Origin of the sequence: Streptococcus sanguinis (genome assembly GCF_019929145.1) — a bacterium.
GTDB classification, from domain to species: domain Bacteria; phylum Bacillota; class Bacilli; order Lactobacillales; family Streptococcaceae; genus Streptococcus; species Streptococcus sanguinis_U.
The window spans coordinates 1,085,570-1,100,575 of the sequence record NZ_JAHZOW010000001.1 but is presented as its reverse complement, the minus strand read 5'-3'; the positions used below and the strand labels follow the sequence as shown (position 1 = coordinate 1,100,575).

Genomic DNA, 15,006 nt, shown 5'->3' with positions numbered 1-15,006 from the left:
AATTCTAATGATTGCGTTATCATTTTTATAATCATATAGAAAAAGAGGTCTATCAAATGGCAATTATCTTACCTGATCTTCCTTACGCTTACGATGCGTTAGAGCCTTACATTGATGAAGAAACAATGCACTTGCATCATGACAAGCACCACAATACCTATGTAACGAATGTTAATGCTGCGCTTGAAAAACATCCTGAAATTGGTGAAGACTTGGAAACATTATTGGCTGATGTGGAGTCTATCCCAGCTGATATCCGTCAAGCAGTCATCAACAACGGTGGTGGTCATCTTAACCACGCTCTTTTCTGGGAATTGATGACACCAGCAGAAACATCACCATCTGCAGAGTTGGCAGCGGATATCGAAGCTACTTTTGGATCATTTGAAGACTTTAAAGCAGCTTTCACTGCAGCGGCTACAACTCGTTTTGGTTCTGGCTGGGCTTGGTTGGTTGTCAACAAAGAAGGCAAGTTGGAAGTAACTTCAACAGCAAATCAGGATACTCCTATTTCAGAAGGTAAAACTCCAATCTTGGGACTGGATGTTTGGGAACATGCTTACTATGTGAAATACCGCAATCTTCGTCCGAACTACATCCAAGCTTTCTTCTCAGTTATTAACTGGAAAAAGGTTGACGAACTTTACGCTGCTGCTAAATAAACAGGCAGTTTCAATAGATAAAAAGGCGAATCGATTAATGATTTGCCTTTTTTGATGCTTAAAATGCCTTTTTTCTGGGTTTCACTTGTTATTTTCCTCATAATTTTTTATAATACAAATGCTAGGAGAAATGTTTTGAGTAAAAAAATTGTAACGATTATCGTAGCTGTCCTTTCTTGTCTTTGTCTGCTGGGTTTCATCTTCCTTTTTATAACCCAACGAAATAAGGCTATTGAAAAGAAAGCACAAGAGGCTGCCCAACTTGCAAAGTCTGGCGAGCAAGAACAGGAAGAAGAGAAAGTCAAGCCTGATTCCAAACTAGTTGAAGAAAAGCCGAAGCCTGTTGAGAAAAGTCCAGAGGAGAAGCAGAAGGTCATGGAGGCGGACGGCCCGACTATGGATGCTTTGGGGCTGCGATTTGACTATGCAAATTTGGATTTGACTCAGGTCATTCAGGCTTATATGACTGAAATGGGAATTGAACCCTCCCAGGTTGCATTTTCATATAAGGATTTGACGACTGGCAAGACCTTTGCAATGAATGATACCCAGCCTATGACTGCGGGATCGACCTACAAGCTCCCTCTCAATATGCTGGTAGTAGATGAGGTTGCTGCCGGCAAACTTTCTATGGACGAGCGGTTTGATATTACCAATACAAACTATGAATATAGGGGCGAGCATGATAACTATGTTGGTGCTTTCAACGGTGCTATGAGAATATCAGACATGCAGGAATATTCCTTGGTTTATTCTGAAAATACTCCAGCCTACGCTTTAGCAGAGCGTCTAGGCGGCATGGAAAAGGCCTATGATATGTTTAGTCGCTACGGTCAGTCCAAGGCTGATATTAAGACGATCAGCCGTGAGAATAATAAGACCACGACGGACTACTATATTCAGGTTCTTGAGTATTTGTCTAAAAATCAGGAAAAATACAAGGATATCCTTTATTATATTGGCGAATCCTTCCCAGGTGAATACTATAAGCGCTATCTGCGTGACATTACCATCTATCAAAAGCCTGGATATGTTCGTGAGGCGCTCAATGTGGATGCATTAGTTATGGAAGAGAAGCCCTATATTATAGCTCTCTATACGGCTTATCTGGGTGGTAGCACCGAGGCCAGTGATGAGATCAGTGGTGTCGGAATTGAGCAAGTTGGTCAGTTAGCCTACGTCATCAATGAATGGCATCGGGTTAATATGAACTAAGAGCAATCTAGTCTAGACAGGCTAGATTTTTTGATAGCTATTTAGAAAAAAACCAAAATACCTCTTGCTTTTTTGAAAGAGAAGTGTTACAATCTATTTAGAAGATGTTCTAATTACTTCATTCTGCTCTGTTTAATTAGTCACTGAGCAATTTTTTATAAAAGCTATTTAGAAAAAATTCTAAATTTCTCTACTCAAAAAGGAGGAAAAATGAAGAAAGCAAGAAACTCAATCCTACTAACCGTAGTAGGTCTAGTGACGGGTCTATCCATTTGGCTGGCTGTTTTTTCCTGGGTGCTCTATAAAAATAAGGACGACCTGCAAAAAATATCCAATCAAAAACATTTTTAAATACAAAATAGGCAATCTAGTTTTTCTAGACTAGATTTTTTAATCCAGAGTATTTAGAAACAAATCGAAATACCTAAGAAGGATTAGATTGCTTCGTTTCGTACTCTTTATTTAGAAAATTTTCTAAATAGATAGATAAAGGAGAAAAGATGAAAAGAGGATTACTTTTATTGCTTATAGGCTTGCTCACGGTTTTATCCGTCTGCTGGGCAATCCCGTCTTGGATCGTTTTCAAAAATAGACGAAAATTGGAAGGAAAAATTAAATGTTGAAAGAAATTTTACGGAAATACCGCGCTTCTTATCTGGGTGCGACTATCTTTAGCATTGGAGCAACGATTTTTATCACTTTGTTTTCTTTGCAGCTGGGAGTTGTTGTGGACAGTGCGCAGAAGGCTCATTCTAACTTGCTTGGACAATTCTTTATCTGCCTTTTTTGCACTTGTGCTTGGTCTCTTTGCAGCTTGCTGGCTATTTGGTTCAAGAACAATCATCATAAGCAAGTCTTGGAAGAAGTCAAAACGAGGCTTTTCCATTCTTTTTATGACAAGAATTTGCATGACAAGGCTTCCGAGCAGGAAAATAGCTATCTCAACACAACGACCAAGAATATGGATATTTACCAAGAGAATTACTTGACCCCGCGCTGTGATATTGTGGCTGCCTTTTCTTCAGTTTTTATCAGTACACTGGCTATTTTTTGGATTGAATGGCGCATGGCTCTGGGCTTTATTCTCATTTCTTTTTTGACCATGGCTGCGTCACAAATTCCAGGGATATTGATGCGCAAGGCGACAGTGAATTTCACTCAGAAAAGCAATTACTTTTTGAAGCAAGTCACCAATTTTTTGGAAGGCTTTGAGCAAATCAAACTTTTGCAAATCCAAAAAAGGGTGGTTGAGCACCTGTCTAGCAGCAACAGCGACTTTGAGCAAGCCAGAAAAAGCTATAATGCGGCTAAGGAGGGCGCTGTGACTCTGATGATGTTCTTTAACTTTCTGTCTCAGATATTTTGTATGTCTCTGGGGATTTGGTTTGTCAGCCAAGGGTCTCTGACCATTGGGGCTTTGATTGCCAGTGTTCAGCTTTTGAACTTTGTCTTCACTCCTTTGCAGCTTTTTATCAATAACAAAAATCTCATGAGCACGGTCAAGGATATTGAGAATGATTTTGATGCTAAGTTGGCTAAGAAAGAAGCGGAGCCCGCTCAAAATCTGACCGAAACGATTGATCGGATTGATTTTGAACATCTCGGTCTGGAGTTGGGCGACAAGGCTCTCTTTCAGGATTTTTCTTATCAGTTTGCCAAGGACAAGCACTATGCTATTATCGGCGAGTCTGGTCGGGGCAAGTCGACCTTGATGAAGCTCTTGCTCAATTATTTTGATAGCAAGGACTACGCTGGTCAAATCATGGTCAATGGTCAAGCGGTCAGCCAGCTAGCAAGCGACAGTCTCTATCAGAAAATCGCCTTTATCCAAAAGAATGACTTTTTTATCGAGGGAAGTGTGGCGGACAATATCGCGCTATACAGAGATATAAATGTACCTGACCAAACTTTCTTGTACCAAAGTCTGCATTTTAATGAGGCTTTCTTGAGCAAGAAGCTGGATTTGGAGCGGCAGGAAGTTTCCTATGGTGAAAAGCAGCGGATTGATTTGGCGCGTTTCTTGGTTAAGGATTATGATGTGCTGATTTTTGATGAGCCGACCAGTAATCTTGACCCGAGCTTGGCGGCGGAAGTCATGGACTATATCTTGTCCATCAAGGACCGCATTGTTATCGTTATTACCCACAATCAAGGTCGGGCTCTTCTAGACCGCTTTGATGACTGTCTGAAATTATAAAAGGAGGAAAAAAATGAAATTAAAATGGAAAGAATTAGTGGCAAGCCTAATCGTTATTTGGCTACCGCTTATCTACGCTTTGTCAATCTATGCAGACCTACCTCAGCTAATCAGAGGGCATTTGCCCTATAGCGGTCTAGGCATGCCCAAGCAAATCTTTATCTGGTTTTTACCAGTTCTCTTGAGTGTAATTCAACTGATTGTTTGCTACACGACGACTATTAAGGAGATTATCGACAAGCAATTTGTCCATTTCCTTTACTGGCTGGTTCCCTTTATCAATGCCGTAGTTTATATCAGCGTTCTTCTTTATGCGCTCAATCCGGCTTTTCCGATATTTAAGGTCAATGGGATTATGGTGGCAATCAGCCTTAATGCTGTCAGCTACTTTCTCACGAGAAAAATAGTGGCAGACCAAGAGCCTGCACCACGCGTCTTAGCTTATATCTTCAGTGGCATCAGCTCAATCCTTTTTCTTGTGAGCCTCTTCCTCTTTTAAAAATGTCTGATACGAAAGGAGAAAATCATGTTTCATATTTTCTGTTTTGTTAAAATCCTGTTATTCTTTATCTTTGGCTGGTTGTGGCTGCTTTTCAGCCTGCTCGGTTTGCTCTCTTTCTTTCCTTTTTGAGTGAGCGAACTCTAGTAAATGATGATTGGAGGCAAACATGAAAACATCATTTTTGAAAAGCGCTGTGGCGCTGGTAACGTGTGGCTTGCTCGTTCTAGGAGCAGCCCACGCTTACGCCGACCAGCAAAAATTGCCGTCAGGCACGCCTTACGACCAAATCGGTCAGAAGATTGAAAATTACTACCAAGAACACGAAAAAACCAGCGCAGGACTGGCAACAACGGTCTTTGACAAAGACGGCAATACTCTCTATCAAAAGAACTTCGGCTATATGGACAAGGAAAAGAAGCTAGCGGTGGATGACAAGTCGGTCTTCGAGTGGGGTTCAACGACCAAAATCACCGTCTGGGTCAGCGTCATGCAGCTTTGGGAAGAGGGAAAGATTGACCTGAAAACGGACATCAGGGAGTATCTGCCCCAAAATCTCCTAAAAAATCTCAAGTACGACAAGCCCATTACCATGCTGGACCTCATGAACCACCAAGCGGGTTTTGAAGACTACCCTTTATATATAGGTTCTGACAAGGATTTAGGAGCATTGATGAAAAAAACTCCGTCTCAGATTTATGAGCCGGGAACGGTGACCTCCTATTCTAATTATGGGACAGCGCTGGCAGGCTATATCGTGGAGCGGGTGAGCGGGCAATCCTTTGCCGACTATGTCCACGAGCATATTTTCCAGCCGCTGGGTATGGAGCACACCGCTCTCAAGCCTGATTTGTCGGATAATCGCTATGTACAAAAGCAGCGGGAGAAGGAGAAAACCTACGATACAGAAGGTAACTTGCTAAAAGGTGATGTGCCATTTGTCCTCGGAGAATATCCAGCGGGGCGAGCGACAGGCACTTTTTTCGATTTGAAACGCTTTGCCCAAGCTCTCTTGCAAAAGAAAACGCTCTTTAAGCGAGCAGAGACTTGGGAGAATTTTTACAGCGCTAGCCATACTTATCCGGGTACGGACGTTCCTGTCAATGCTCATGGACTGTGGGCAACAGAATTTGAAAACACCAGAACGCTTGGGCACGGTGGAAATTCGCCGGGTTTTACGACCAGCCTCTTGCTTGATTTGAAGTCAGGGATTGGCTCAGTCGTTACAGTCAATCAGAGAAATGAGTTCCATTTTGCTATCGCCATGCCTGACCTCATTTACGGTAAGAAAAAAGAAGCCTCAAAGGCGTCACAAAGAGATTTTCAAGCTGGTTTTTATCGCGAAGCGCGCATTTTTAGCAAAGGTCCTCTGTCCATATTTAGAGTTTTCAAATCGACCAGCTATCTGAATAATCCTTCTGAAAATGCGGCTATCAAAGTCTATTTTGGTTTTTGGACGGCAGGTGAAAAAGGAGGGAGCTATCGTCTGAATTTGCCCATTTCAGATAGAATGAAGCTATCCTTGCTTGACGTTATCAGAGACTATGGCAGTTTAGTGCTTGCTGGGCTAGCCTTACTTTATGTCGCTCTTTGCTATCTTTGTGGTATTTTGGCAAAATTGTATCGTTTGCTTTTGGGAAAAAATAAGGGAAGCAACTCAGCTGTTTGGTCAATCTGGCATTATCTGACGGGCTTCATTATTCTTTGGGTGTTTCGCAATTTATTCTCATTTTTCTCTATTATTCTTGCGAAAAATTCTTTCGACCTAGCTGGTCTGACGGGGCATTTTCAACTCTTTGCCTTGCTTGCTCTAGTCTTGCTGATTAGTGCTTTTCTGCCCTATCTGCCTTTTTTCAAAGAGAGATTGAAGCAAGGAAATAAATACCTCACGCTAGCGACCAGCTCCGCCGCTTTTATCATCGCTTTTAATATTTTCTACTGGTCGCTGTACCAGTGGTGGGCACTTTAATAGAAAGGTGAATATCATGAAAAGATCATTTTTGAAAAGCGCTGTGGAGCTAGTAACTTGTGGGCTGGTCGTTTTTGGAGCGGGTCACGCTTACGCCGACCAGCAGAAATTACCGTCGGGCACGCCTTATGACCAAATCGGTCAGAAAATTGAGGACTACTACAAGGAACACGAAAAAACCAGCGCCGGGCTGGCAACATCCGTCTTTGACAAAGACGGCAATACTCTCTATCAAAACAACTTTGGCTATATGGACAAGGAGAAGAAGCTGGCAGTAGATGACAACTCGGTCTTTGAGTGGGGGTCAACGACCAAAATCATGGTCTGGGTCAGCGTTATGCAGCTCTGGGAAGAGGGAAAACTTGACCTCAATGCCGACATTAAGGAATATCTGCCCAAGGATTTCTTGACAAACCTCAAATACGATAAGCCAATAACCATGCTTGACCTCATGAACCACCAAGAAAGTTTCGACGAAACACCCCTTTACATGGGCAGTGACAAGAGCTTGGAGGAGCTGCTCAAAGAAAATCAACCACCACAATCCTACAAGCCCGGTGAGCTGACGGCTTACTCTAACTATGGAACAGCGCTGGCGGGCTATATCGTGGAGCGAGTGAGTGGACAGTCCTTTGCCGACTATGTCTATGAACATATTTTCCAGCCGCTGGGTATGGAACATACTGCTCTCAAGCCTGACTTGTCGGATAATACTTTTGTAAAAGAGCAACGCAAATCAGAAAAAGCCTACGATACAAACGGCAAGTCAATGGGATTGACACCCTTTGAAGTCGGACTTTACCCAGCAGGTCGGGCAACAGGAACCTTGGCGGACATTAAAAAGTTTGCCCAGGCTCTCTTAAGCAAAGAAAAACTCTTTAAGAGAGCAGAAACTTGGGAGACCTTTTACAGCCCTACGAATACATTTCCTCATACAGATATTCCAATCAATGCCCACGGACTTTGGTCAATAGAGTACGAAAATACCAGAACGCTTGGACACGGTGGAAATACGACAGGCTTTACGACTAGTCTTTTGCTTGATTTTAAAACGGGTGTCGGCTCTGTCATTATGGTTAATCAAGGGCTGGAGACTAATTTTACTTCTAAAATACCCGAGCTTATCTACGGTCAGAAAAAATCGACTTCGCAAGAACAAGTGAAAAACTTCCAGCCCGGCTTTTACCGTATGGCTCGCACTTTCAATCAAGGTCCGTTATCCCTGATGAAAATGATGCCCAACTATACAACTTATATCAAAAATCCTAATGATAATCCAAATATTCAATCGCGTGGTTTCTGGATAGCAGGTGAAAAACATGGACGTTATGTGATTAGTTTGCCGATTTCCGACTGGATCAAGATGTCTATATTTGATGTGGTAAAGGACTATGGTGTTTTGATTTTGGCAGCTGTAGCAGTGTTTTATGCGCTACTAGCTTACATTGGTGGTTTTCTTGTTAAAATGTATCGCTTGATTTTCCGCAACCCAAATCAGTAGCCTGCTAATCTAGTCTGGAACATCTGGCACTATGTGACTGCAGTGTTTGTGCTCATTGTGCCAGTCAACTTTGTGACGGCTTTATCCTCTATCCAAGCGACGGCTTCAACAGCTGGCAGCCGCTTGCAATTTATCCTCTTTGCCGTGATAGGACTGGTCTTGGTTGTTAGCACCCTTTTACCAGTCGTTTGGCGCTCTGCCTTCAAATCAGCTAGTAAGGCGCGGATAGCTCTCACGCTAGCGACCAGCTCCGCTGCCTTTATCATGGCTTTTAATATTTTCTATTGGTCGCTATACCAATGGTGGACTTTATAATTTTACAAATGACAGAAAGGAACATTTCATATGCAAACTTCCATTTCAACTTCAACCATTAAAAAGTTTCTCATCTGGGCTTATGGCATAGGTTGGTTTCTTATGATTTTCTTATGTTATTTCTCTCAGCAAAAGCAAAATGTCATAGCCTCGGTCTTCTCTATTTCCGCTATGTTTGCGCCGAGTATCGCCGCTCTTCTTTCTAAAGCGCCCATAAAAGAGGTTGGCTGGCGACCTAACTTTATCAAAAAGTGGAAATCTTATGCTGCGGTTTGGCTCTGGCTTGCCTTTTATGTTATCTTTGGTGCGGTGGTTTACTTCGCTATCTTTCCTCAGCACTTTTCACTAGCCTTTAGCCTACTTGCTAAAAGCATTGGAACTAGCGATCCGGCTCTGGTTCAATCCACAGCTTGGCAGTATGTCTTTAATTTTCTAACGTGGATAAATTTACTTTGTATCATTCCAGCTTTAGGTGAAGAGTTAGGCTGGCGGGGTGTGCTCTATCCTTATCTGAAAGAGCGCTATGGTCGAACCAAGGGGCGCATCATTGGTGGTCTGATTTGGGCTTCGTGGCATTTACCTATATTACTGTTTGCGGACAAATTATCACTAGACACCATTCTCTATATCATTCCTTACTACATCATGGCGATTACTATGGGCTTCTTGTTAGATATTTATTATGTAAAAAGCAAATCCATTTGGTTGCCTGCTTTTGGTCACTCCACTATTGATACACTTGGCCCCCTGACTTCTTTGTTGGTCGCAGGCAATGTCAAACCTCTTGCCTATCTCGGGCCTGGAGCCAATGGGCTATTTGTAGGCTTACTAGCCATTGTAGTGGTTACTTGGCTAACCAAGCGGGAGGCGAAAGAAAACTAGAATTAAAAAAAGAAAGGAGCATTTTATATGCAAAACACAATTTCAACTTCAACCATTAAAAGGTTTCTAGCTTGGGCGTTTGGGCTCGCTTGGCCAGGTATGCTAGCCATAGCTTACTTTTATGCGATCAATCAGAAACTTGTCGGTAACATTTTATCCGCAAGTGTGGTAATGTTCGCCCCTATGGTTGCTGCTTTTTTGGCCAAAGCTCCTGTCAAGTCTATCGGCTGGAAATTGAAGCTCGCCAGTAAATGGCGCGATTACCTAGCCTGCTGGTTAGCCATTTGTAGCATTATACTTGGCGGCGCACTTGTCTATTTTGCTGTCTTTCCGCAGCATTTGGCTTTTGCCCTGAACCCACAAGTCGCCCTTCAAATTTTAATGATTTTAACGGTCTTAACTCTAGTCATCAGTCTTTCTGGCTTGGGCGAGGAAGTCGGCTGGCGGGGTATTCTCTATCCTTATTTGAAAGAGCGCTACGGACGGACTAAGGGACGCATCATTGGGCTATTTGGCATTTTCCTGTCAATATGATTGGAGCAGGGACGCTGGGTGAGCGTTTCTTAAATTTAATTCCCTATTATATCATGGCTATTTCTTTTGGGATTATCCTTGATATTTACTATGTACGTAGCAAAACCATTTGGCTGCCAGCCTTTGGACATGGGGTCATTGATGCCGTTGCCATGATAACTACCGTTTTCACTGTTAGTGGGGTAGAAACGTTTAAATTCCTTGGTCCTAGTCCAACTGGACTTTTTAGCGCTCTCATTGCTCTTGTCATTGCCGTTTGGCTGACCAAGCGCGAAGAGAGAGAAAGTCAGCAGGGGATTTCTTAATCTTTTTTAGGTGATTTTTCTACCACTTACTAGCGCAATCTAACCACTTACCAAAAAGAGCTTGAGTTGGTGTACTTCTTTTGTTAGGATAAGGGTGTAGGGGAAAATACACCTTAAGGAGGTCACACATGACACATACTTATCAAAAGACAGCCCATCGCTCTAGTCTGGAAATCTTGCAAGAAGAAGCAGGGGCAAAAAATTGGTGGCTGAGCCTGCCGCTGGCTTTTCTTGCGATTGCTGCGGGAAGCCTCATCAGCGGAGCTTTGTCCCAATGGCTTTTGCTACCGAGCATGACGGACGCCAATCGCTTACTGATAGGCTTCGTTTCTCTATCCGTCTTTCTGGGCAGCAGTTTAGTCCTCATTCTCTTCGTCGCTAAATTTTGGGAACGGCGCAGTCTTGCCAGTTTCGGTCTCTGGAAGGAAAAATTAGGGTTCAATCTGCTGCTTGGTACAGCACTGGGTTTCTTCTTAGTCCTTCTGGAAGTGGGCTTCAATCTGCTCGGCGGACAGCTCCACATTCAAGTCGAAAAGCAGTTCAATCTAGGAATTTGGCTCTTTTTCCTGGTCAATTTCTTCTTTCAGGCGCTGGCTGAAGAGATGATTTACCGTGGCTTTGTCATGAACAAGCTCCGCACCAAACTGAGCTTGCTGCCGGCTGTCCTGCTCAACTCCCTGCTCTTTGCGGTTATCCACATTTTTAAAGGTGGAACGTCCGTCCTTTATATCCTCAATGTCTTTCTGACCGGGATTTTCCTTTCCCTCCTTTTTGCACTGACGGACAATCTCTGGCTGGTCACAGCGCTGCATGCGGCTCATAACATGATTTATCTAGGCATCTTTGGAGTGATTGGGGCGGGCAATAATCTCCAGCACGGCAGTTTTTTACAGACGACTTTGACCAGTCAAGCCAACAGTTTCTTAGCAGGAACGCCAAGCGAACCTCTATCAGGCGGGCTGATAGCAGTCATCGTTATGGCGCTGGCTGCTCTTCTCACCGCTTATCTAGCCAAGAAAAAGCAAGTGTTTAGCTAAGCCCTCCTTGTCTTTTATCCTCAAAAACAGTATAATGGAGAAAAGAATTTGAAAGTTCTCTAAATAGTTTTAGGAGGATTGCTGGCAGAAAATCTTGTCCGTTTGAGTAGCGCCTTGCTTACATTTGTAGGAGCCATGACTTATCTAGAGCTAGTTGCTTTGTTTGTCCTTAGCTAGAAATCAATTTTAAGAGGTATCAAAATTGGGAATTAGTGAAACCATGAAAGCCCTAGCTGATCCAGTTCGGCGGGAAATATTAGAAATATTAAAAAAAGGTCCTAAGTCGGCTGGTGAAATCGCTCAAGTCTTCGATTTGACGGGAGCGACGGTATCCTACCATTTGTCCCAGTTGAAAAAAGCGGGGCTCATCTATGAAGAACGGCAGAAAAATTACATTTACTACCATTTAGATGCTACGGTTTTTGAGGAAATTTTGGTCTGGATTGCCGCGCTAGGAGGGAAAAATAATGAAAACGAAACTGAGAAATAACCTTAGAGAATTGCTGCTGACTTTCTTGGTTATTTGGCTGCCACTTGCTTATGCCTTATGGATTTATCCTAGTTTGCCAGAGAATATTAGGATCAATTTCACGTCGCCGATTAGCCCGACATTTAAGTATGTACCCAAATTTCTCTTTATCTGGGGTCTGCCAATCTTTATGACTTTGGCACAGCTGATTGTTTATGGGGCAACGGCTTACCGAGAAATCACCAAGCCAGCTTTTGCCCGCTTCGTCCTTTGGATTGTTCCCTTGACCCATATCATTGTCTATCTTTCTATTTTGTTCTATGCTCTCGATTCTCACTTCAATGTTAATAAGATTGCCTTGATTTTTTCAGGCTTGATGTTTATGATTTCTGGGAATTATATGCCCAAGAAAGTGGTGGTGGAAGAAAAACCAGCGCCGCGTTGGCTAGCCTACCTCTTTATCCTAGTCGGATTGACAGCCGTACTAGTGGGACTTTTTCTTTTGTAAATCAAGTGAAAACAAAGTGCACAGATTGTGCGCTTTTGTTTAGTCTCATTCTGACTCTTTGTCAACTGTAGTGGGTTGATGAGAAGTTATAATCTGGAGAGGACTAAATCAGTCCTCTCCTTTTTGATGTTCAAAGCGATGATTTCTTTATGAGTTCCAGCATCTAGAACATCCAAGATTATGATGTTAGGGTCTTTTATTCCCAGTAAGTTTGTGATAAAATTGAACTGTTCCATAAGAGTCTTTCTAATGATGGTTTTGTCGCTTTTCATTATAGGTCTTATGGGACTTTTTTTCTACAACAAATAGACTCCATCATTCCTACAGTGGTTTTACCAACTACAGAAATTATAGAGCCGTTTTTTATTGCAGTAGAGCTTGATGATTTTTAGATTGAAGTTATTTAGAAAAAAATCGAAATAGGTTTGACAGAAAGAAAGGAAAGATGTATAATCTATTTAGAAAAACCAAAACAGTTTAGGAGAAAAAACGATGATTTCCATTCATATCTTGATTGCTATGCTGCTGATTTTAGGGACAGTCCTTGTTCCTTTGGTTTATTTTAAAAAGACCAAGCACATTTCTCTATTAGTCTTTCTTTTAGGGGGAGTTGGCTTTTATCTGTCTAGTCAGGTTCTGGAAAATATCTTGCACCGTATCGTCTTACAACCTCAGGCTGATGGGACTATCGCTTTGCAGACGGAAAAACCTTGGCTATATGTTCTTTATGGTATTGCTGCGGCAGCTATTTTTGAAGAAACAGCCCGCTGGGTCATCTTTTACTGGCTGCAAAAGAAGCGCCCACTGACCTTTAGGGATGGTGTGGCCTATGGCTTGGGTCATGGTGCTATTGAGGCTTTGTTCGTTGGTATTGTCAGTCTCTTAAACTTTTGGGTTATAGCTCAAGTAGTAACTCAGGGGAATGCTCAGACGCTGGCTCAAATTCCTCAAGCAGTTATTGACAATGTCCGCTCCATGAGCGCTGGCAGCATCTATCTTTGGGCTCTTGAACGAATCTTGGCTATTCTCATCCAAATCCTTCTGACCTTCTGGGTTTGGAAAGCGGTCAAGGAGAAGGCTCCAGTGTATTTTTTAGCCGCTCTGGGACTTCACGCCCTGATTGACTTAGCGCCTGCTCTGGCTCAGGTAGGCGTTCTTCCGCCACTTGCAGTTGAAGCTCTGCTCTTGGTAGAGGTAGTGGCACTAGTCTTTCTGACCAAGAAAATTTTGAAAGTTTACCTGAAGGAAAGGTTCAATCATGGGGATCAGTCAAACGCTTAAAGCTCTAGCTGACCCAGTTCGAAGGGGGATTCTGGAAATGCTCAAGCATGGTCCGAAGTCTGCTGGGGAAATTGCTCAAGCTTTTGAGCTGACGCCTGCGACGGTATCCTACCACCTCTCTCAGCTAAAGAAAGCCGGTCTGCTCATAGAAGAAAAGCAGAAGAACTTTATTTATTACAGCTTAGATGTCACTGTTTTTGAAGAAATTCTTGCCTGGTTTCAATCTCTTGGAGGAGGAAACGAAAATGAAAAAAAATAGTTTACAAGAATTAGGTTGGGCGCTTGGCGTCATGCTCTTGCCAGTTTTATATGCCATCTGGGTCTATCAAACATTACCAGAAAACCTAGCTATTCACTTTGACTTATCTGGAAAAGGTGATTCCTTTTTACCTAAGTTTTTAGTAGTTTCGGCTTTTCCAATTGTCATGATGCTGCTAGAAGTCATGATCTATTGGATAACCATTGCCAAAGATATCTTAAATAGAACCTTTAAGCACCTTATTCGCTGGGTCTTTCCCTTTAGCTTTGTCTTACTCTATATGGCGACTATCTATGGGGGCTTAAATGAGGAATTTGATATCCGTAAAATAGCAGCCATGATGGTTGCTTTGGTTTTCATAATAGTAGGCAATTACTTGCCCAAAAAAGTACAGGCTGACAGAAATTCCATGAATAGAAAATGGGCACACCTCTTTGTTTTGTTAGGATTTCTTACTTTTATAGTCAGCATTTTCTATTTGTAAGCGGATTTATGCTATAATGGTATCAAGTATCAAATAAAAGGGTTATCATGATTACCAAGGAGCATTATCAATTTATCCGGCAGCACCCTGCCTTTGTCAATCTGCCAGTGGAGCTTTTCGATAAATTAGCAGTGGAGATTCAGTATCGCAAGATTCCAAAAGGGCAAATTATCTTTTTTGCAGGAGACCGACGAGAGCGCCTTTTTCTCTTGTCTCAAGGCTATGTTCGGATTGAGCAGTATGATTCGACAGACACATTTTCTTATATGGATTATGTCAAGAAAAACAGTGTTTTCCCCTATGGAGGTATGTTTTTTGATGAACGCTACCATTATACAGCCAGCGCTGTCACCAATGTCGAATATTTCTCCATTCCTATCGATTTGTTTGAAGATTATTCAAAGAAGAGTGTGGACCAGCTGTTGTTCATTACCAAGCGGCTGTCGCAAATTCTGGAATTTCAGGAATTGAGATTGCGCAATGTCGTAGCGGCCAGTGCCAGTGAGCGTGTTATCCAGTCTCTATCACTGCTCTGCATGGATTTGTGCAAGGAGGGGGATAGCCTGCCCTTTCCTATCAGTATGAAAGAGTTGGCAAAGCTAGGAGCCACGACCCGGGAAACGGTCAATCAAGTTCTGAAAAAGCTCTTGGATGAAGGTCGGATTGAATACGAACATAAAAAATTAACTTTTAAAGAGAAAGAGTATTTTATGAAATACCTTGCTGGAAGCTAATCTATTTTGATTGGCTTCTTTTTTGTCAAATAAATTCAAAATATTCTAATATTAACCATGTACTGATTTTATTTTAAAAAATAAATATTCACAAAAATAATAAAATGCATAAAATATTCAAAGAAAACGCTTTAAAGAAGAATATTATAAAAATA

At 42.2% G+C, this 15,006-nt stretch carries 14 protein-coding genes and 2 pseudogenes; all 16 read left to right on the top strand.

The window, feature by feature from the left end:
- The first annotated feature begins 56 nt into the window (after positions 1 to 56).
- The 16 genes and pseudogenes from sodA to K1I94_RS05140 all read left to right on the top strand — a co-directional run bounded on the left by sodA (position 57) and on the right by K1I94_RS05140 (position 14,851).
- The gene (gene sodA, locus K1I94_RS05220; RefSeq protein WP_223314630.1) at positions 57 to 662 is read left to right on the top strand and encodes a superoxide dismutase SodA; all 606 of its coding nucleotides are present in this window, start codon (positions 57 to 59) and stop codon (positions 660 to 662) included.
- 135 nt (positions 663 to 797) lie between these two features.
- Entirely contained in the window at positions 798 to 1,877 is a 1,080-nt protein-coding gene (locus tag K1I94_RS05215; protein ID WP_002934461.1) for a serine hydrolase, read from the top strand.
- 210 nt (positions 1,878 to 2,087) lie between these two features.
- On the top strand, positions 2,088 to 2,228 hold the full coding sequence (locus tag K1I94_RS05210) for a hypothetical protein (protein WP_002897970.1): 141 nt from the start codon (positions 2,088 to 2,090) through the stop codon (positions 2,226 to 2,228).
- 265 nt (positions 2,229 to 2,493) lie between these two features.
- Positions 2,494 to 4,074, top strand: coding sequence for an ATP-binding cassette domain-containing protein (locus tag K1I94_RS05205; protein WP_223314629.1), 1,581 nt, complete (start codon positions 2,494 to 2,496; stop codon positions 4,072 to 4,074).
- Positions 4,075 to 4,087: 13 nt separating this feature from the next.
- Positions 4,088 to 4,573 carry a hypothetical protein gene (locus K1I94_RS05200; RefSeq protein ID WP_125340712.1) on the top strand — a complete coding sequence of 162 codons (486 nt, stop codon included), beginning with the start codon at positions 4,088 to 4,090 and terminating at the stop codon, positions 4,571 to 4,573.
- A 169-nt stretch (positions 4,574 to 4,742) separates the two neighbouring features.
- Positions 4,743 to 6,542: a serine hydrolase domain-containing protein gene (locus tag K1I94_RS05195; RefSeq protein WP_125340714.1), complete on the top strand. Its 1,800-nt coding sequence runs from the start codon at positions 4,743 to 4,745 to the stop codon at positions 6,540 to 6,542.
- A 16-nt stretch (positions 6,543 to 6,558) separates the two neighbouring features.
- Positions 6,559 to 8,358 (top strand): annotated as a pseudogene (locus tag K1I94_RS05190) (serine hydrolase domain-containing protein).
- A gap of 30 nt (positions 8,359 to 8,388) precedes the next feature.
- Positions 8,389 to 9,240, top strand: a complete 852-nt coding sequence (locus K1I94_RS05185; protein WP_223314628.1) for a CPBP family intramembrane glutamic endopeptidase — start codon at positions 8,389 to 8,391, stop codon at positions 9,238 to 9,240.
- A gap of 27 nt (positions 9,241 to 9,267) precedes the next feature.
- Positions 9,268 to 10,079 (top strand): annotated as a pseudogene (locus K1I94_RS11370) (CPBP family intramembrane glutamic endopeptidase).
- 128 nt (positions 10,080 to 10,207) lie between these two features.
- A complete protein-coding gene (locus tag K1I94_RS05170) occupies positions 10,208 to 11,116 on the top strand; it encodes a CPBP family intramembrane glutamic endopeptidase (protein ID WP_223314625.1) in 909 nt (302 codons plus the stop codon).
- 202 nt (positions 11,117 to 11,318) lie between these two features.
- Complete coding sequence (locus tag K1I94_RS05165) at positions 11,319 to 11,606, top strand: autorepressor SdpR family transcription factor (protein WP_002897962.1); 288 nt, start codon at positions 11,319 to 11,321, stop codon at positions 11,604 to 11,606.
- A complete protein-coding gene (locus K1I94_RS05160; protein WP_002906985.1) occupies positions 11,584 to 12,093 on the top strand; it encodes an SdpI family protein in 510 nt (169 codons plus the stop codon). The genes K1I94_RS05165 and K1I94_RS05160 overlap by 23 nt, the downstream gene beginning before the upstream one ends.
- Positions 12,094 to 12,585: 492 nt before the next feature.
- Positions 12,586 to 13,374 carry a YhfC family intramembrane metalloprotease gene (locus tag K1I94_RS05155; protein WP_223314624.1) on the top strand — a complete coding sequence of 263 codons (789 nt, stop codon included), beginning with the start codon at positions 12,586 to 12,588 and terminating at the stop codon, positions 13,372 to 13,374.
- Entirely contained in the window at positions 13,352 to 13,633 is a 282-nt protein-coding gene (locus K1I94_RS05150) for an autorepressor SdpR family transcription factor (protein ID WP_002900829.1), read from the top strand. Before K1I94_RS05155 ends, K1I94_RS05150 begins: the two co-directional genes overlap by 23 nt.
- A complete protein-coding gene (locus K1I94_RS05145; RefSeq protein ID WP_223314623.1) occupies positions 13,620 to 14,117 on the top strand; it encodes a DUF1648 domain-containing protein in 498 nt (165 codons plus the stop codon). The genes K1I94_RS05150 and K1I94_RS05145 overlap by 14 nt, the downstream gene beginning before the upstream one ends.
- 47 nt (positions 14,118 to 14,164) lie before the next feature.
- The gene (locus K1I94_RS05140; protein WP_223314622.1) at positions 14,165 to 14,851 is read left to right on the top strand and encodes a Crp/Fnr family transcriptional regulator; all 687 of its coding nucleotides are present in this window, start codon (positions 14,165 to 14,167) and stop codon (positions 14,849 to 14,851) included.
- The last annotated feature ends 155 nt before the right edge of the window (positions 14,852 to 15,006 follow it).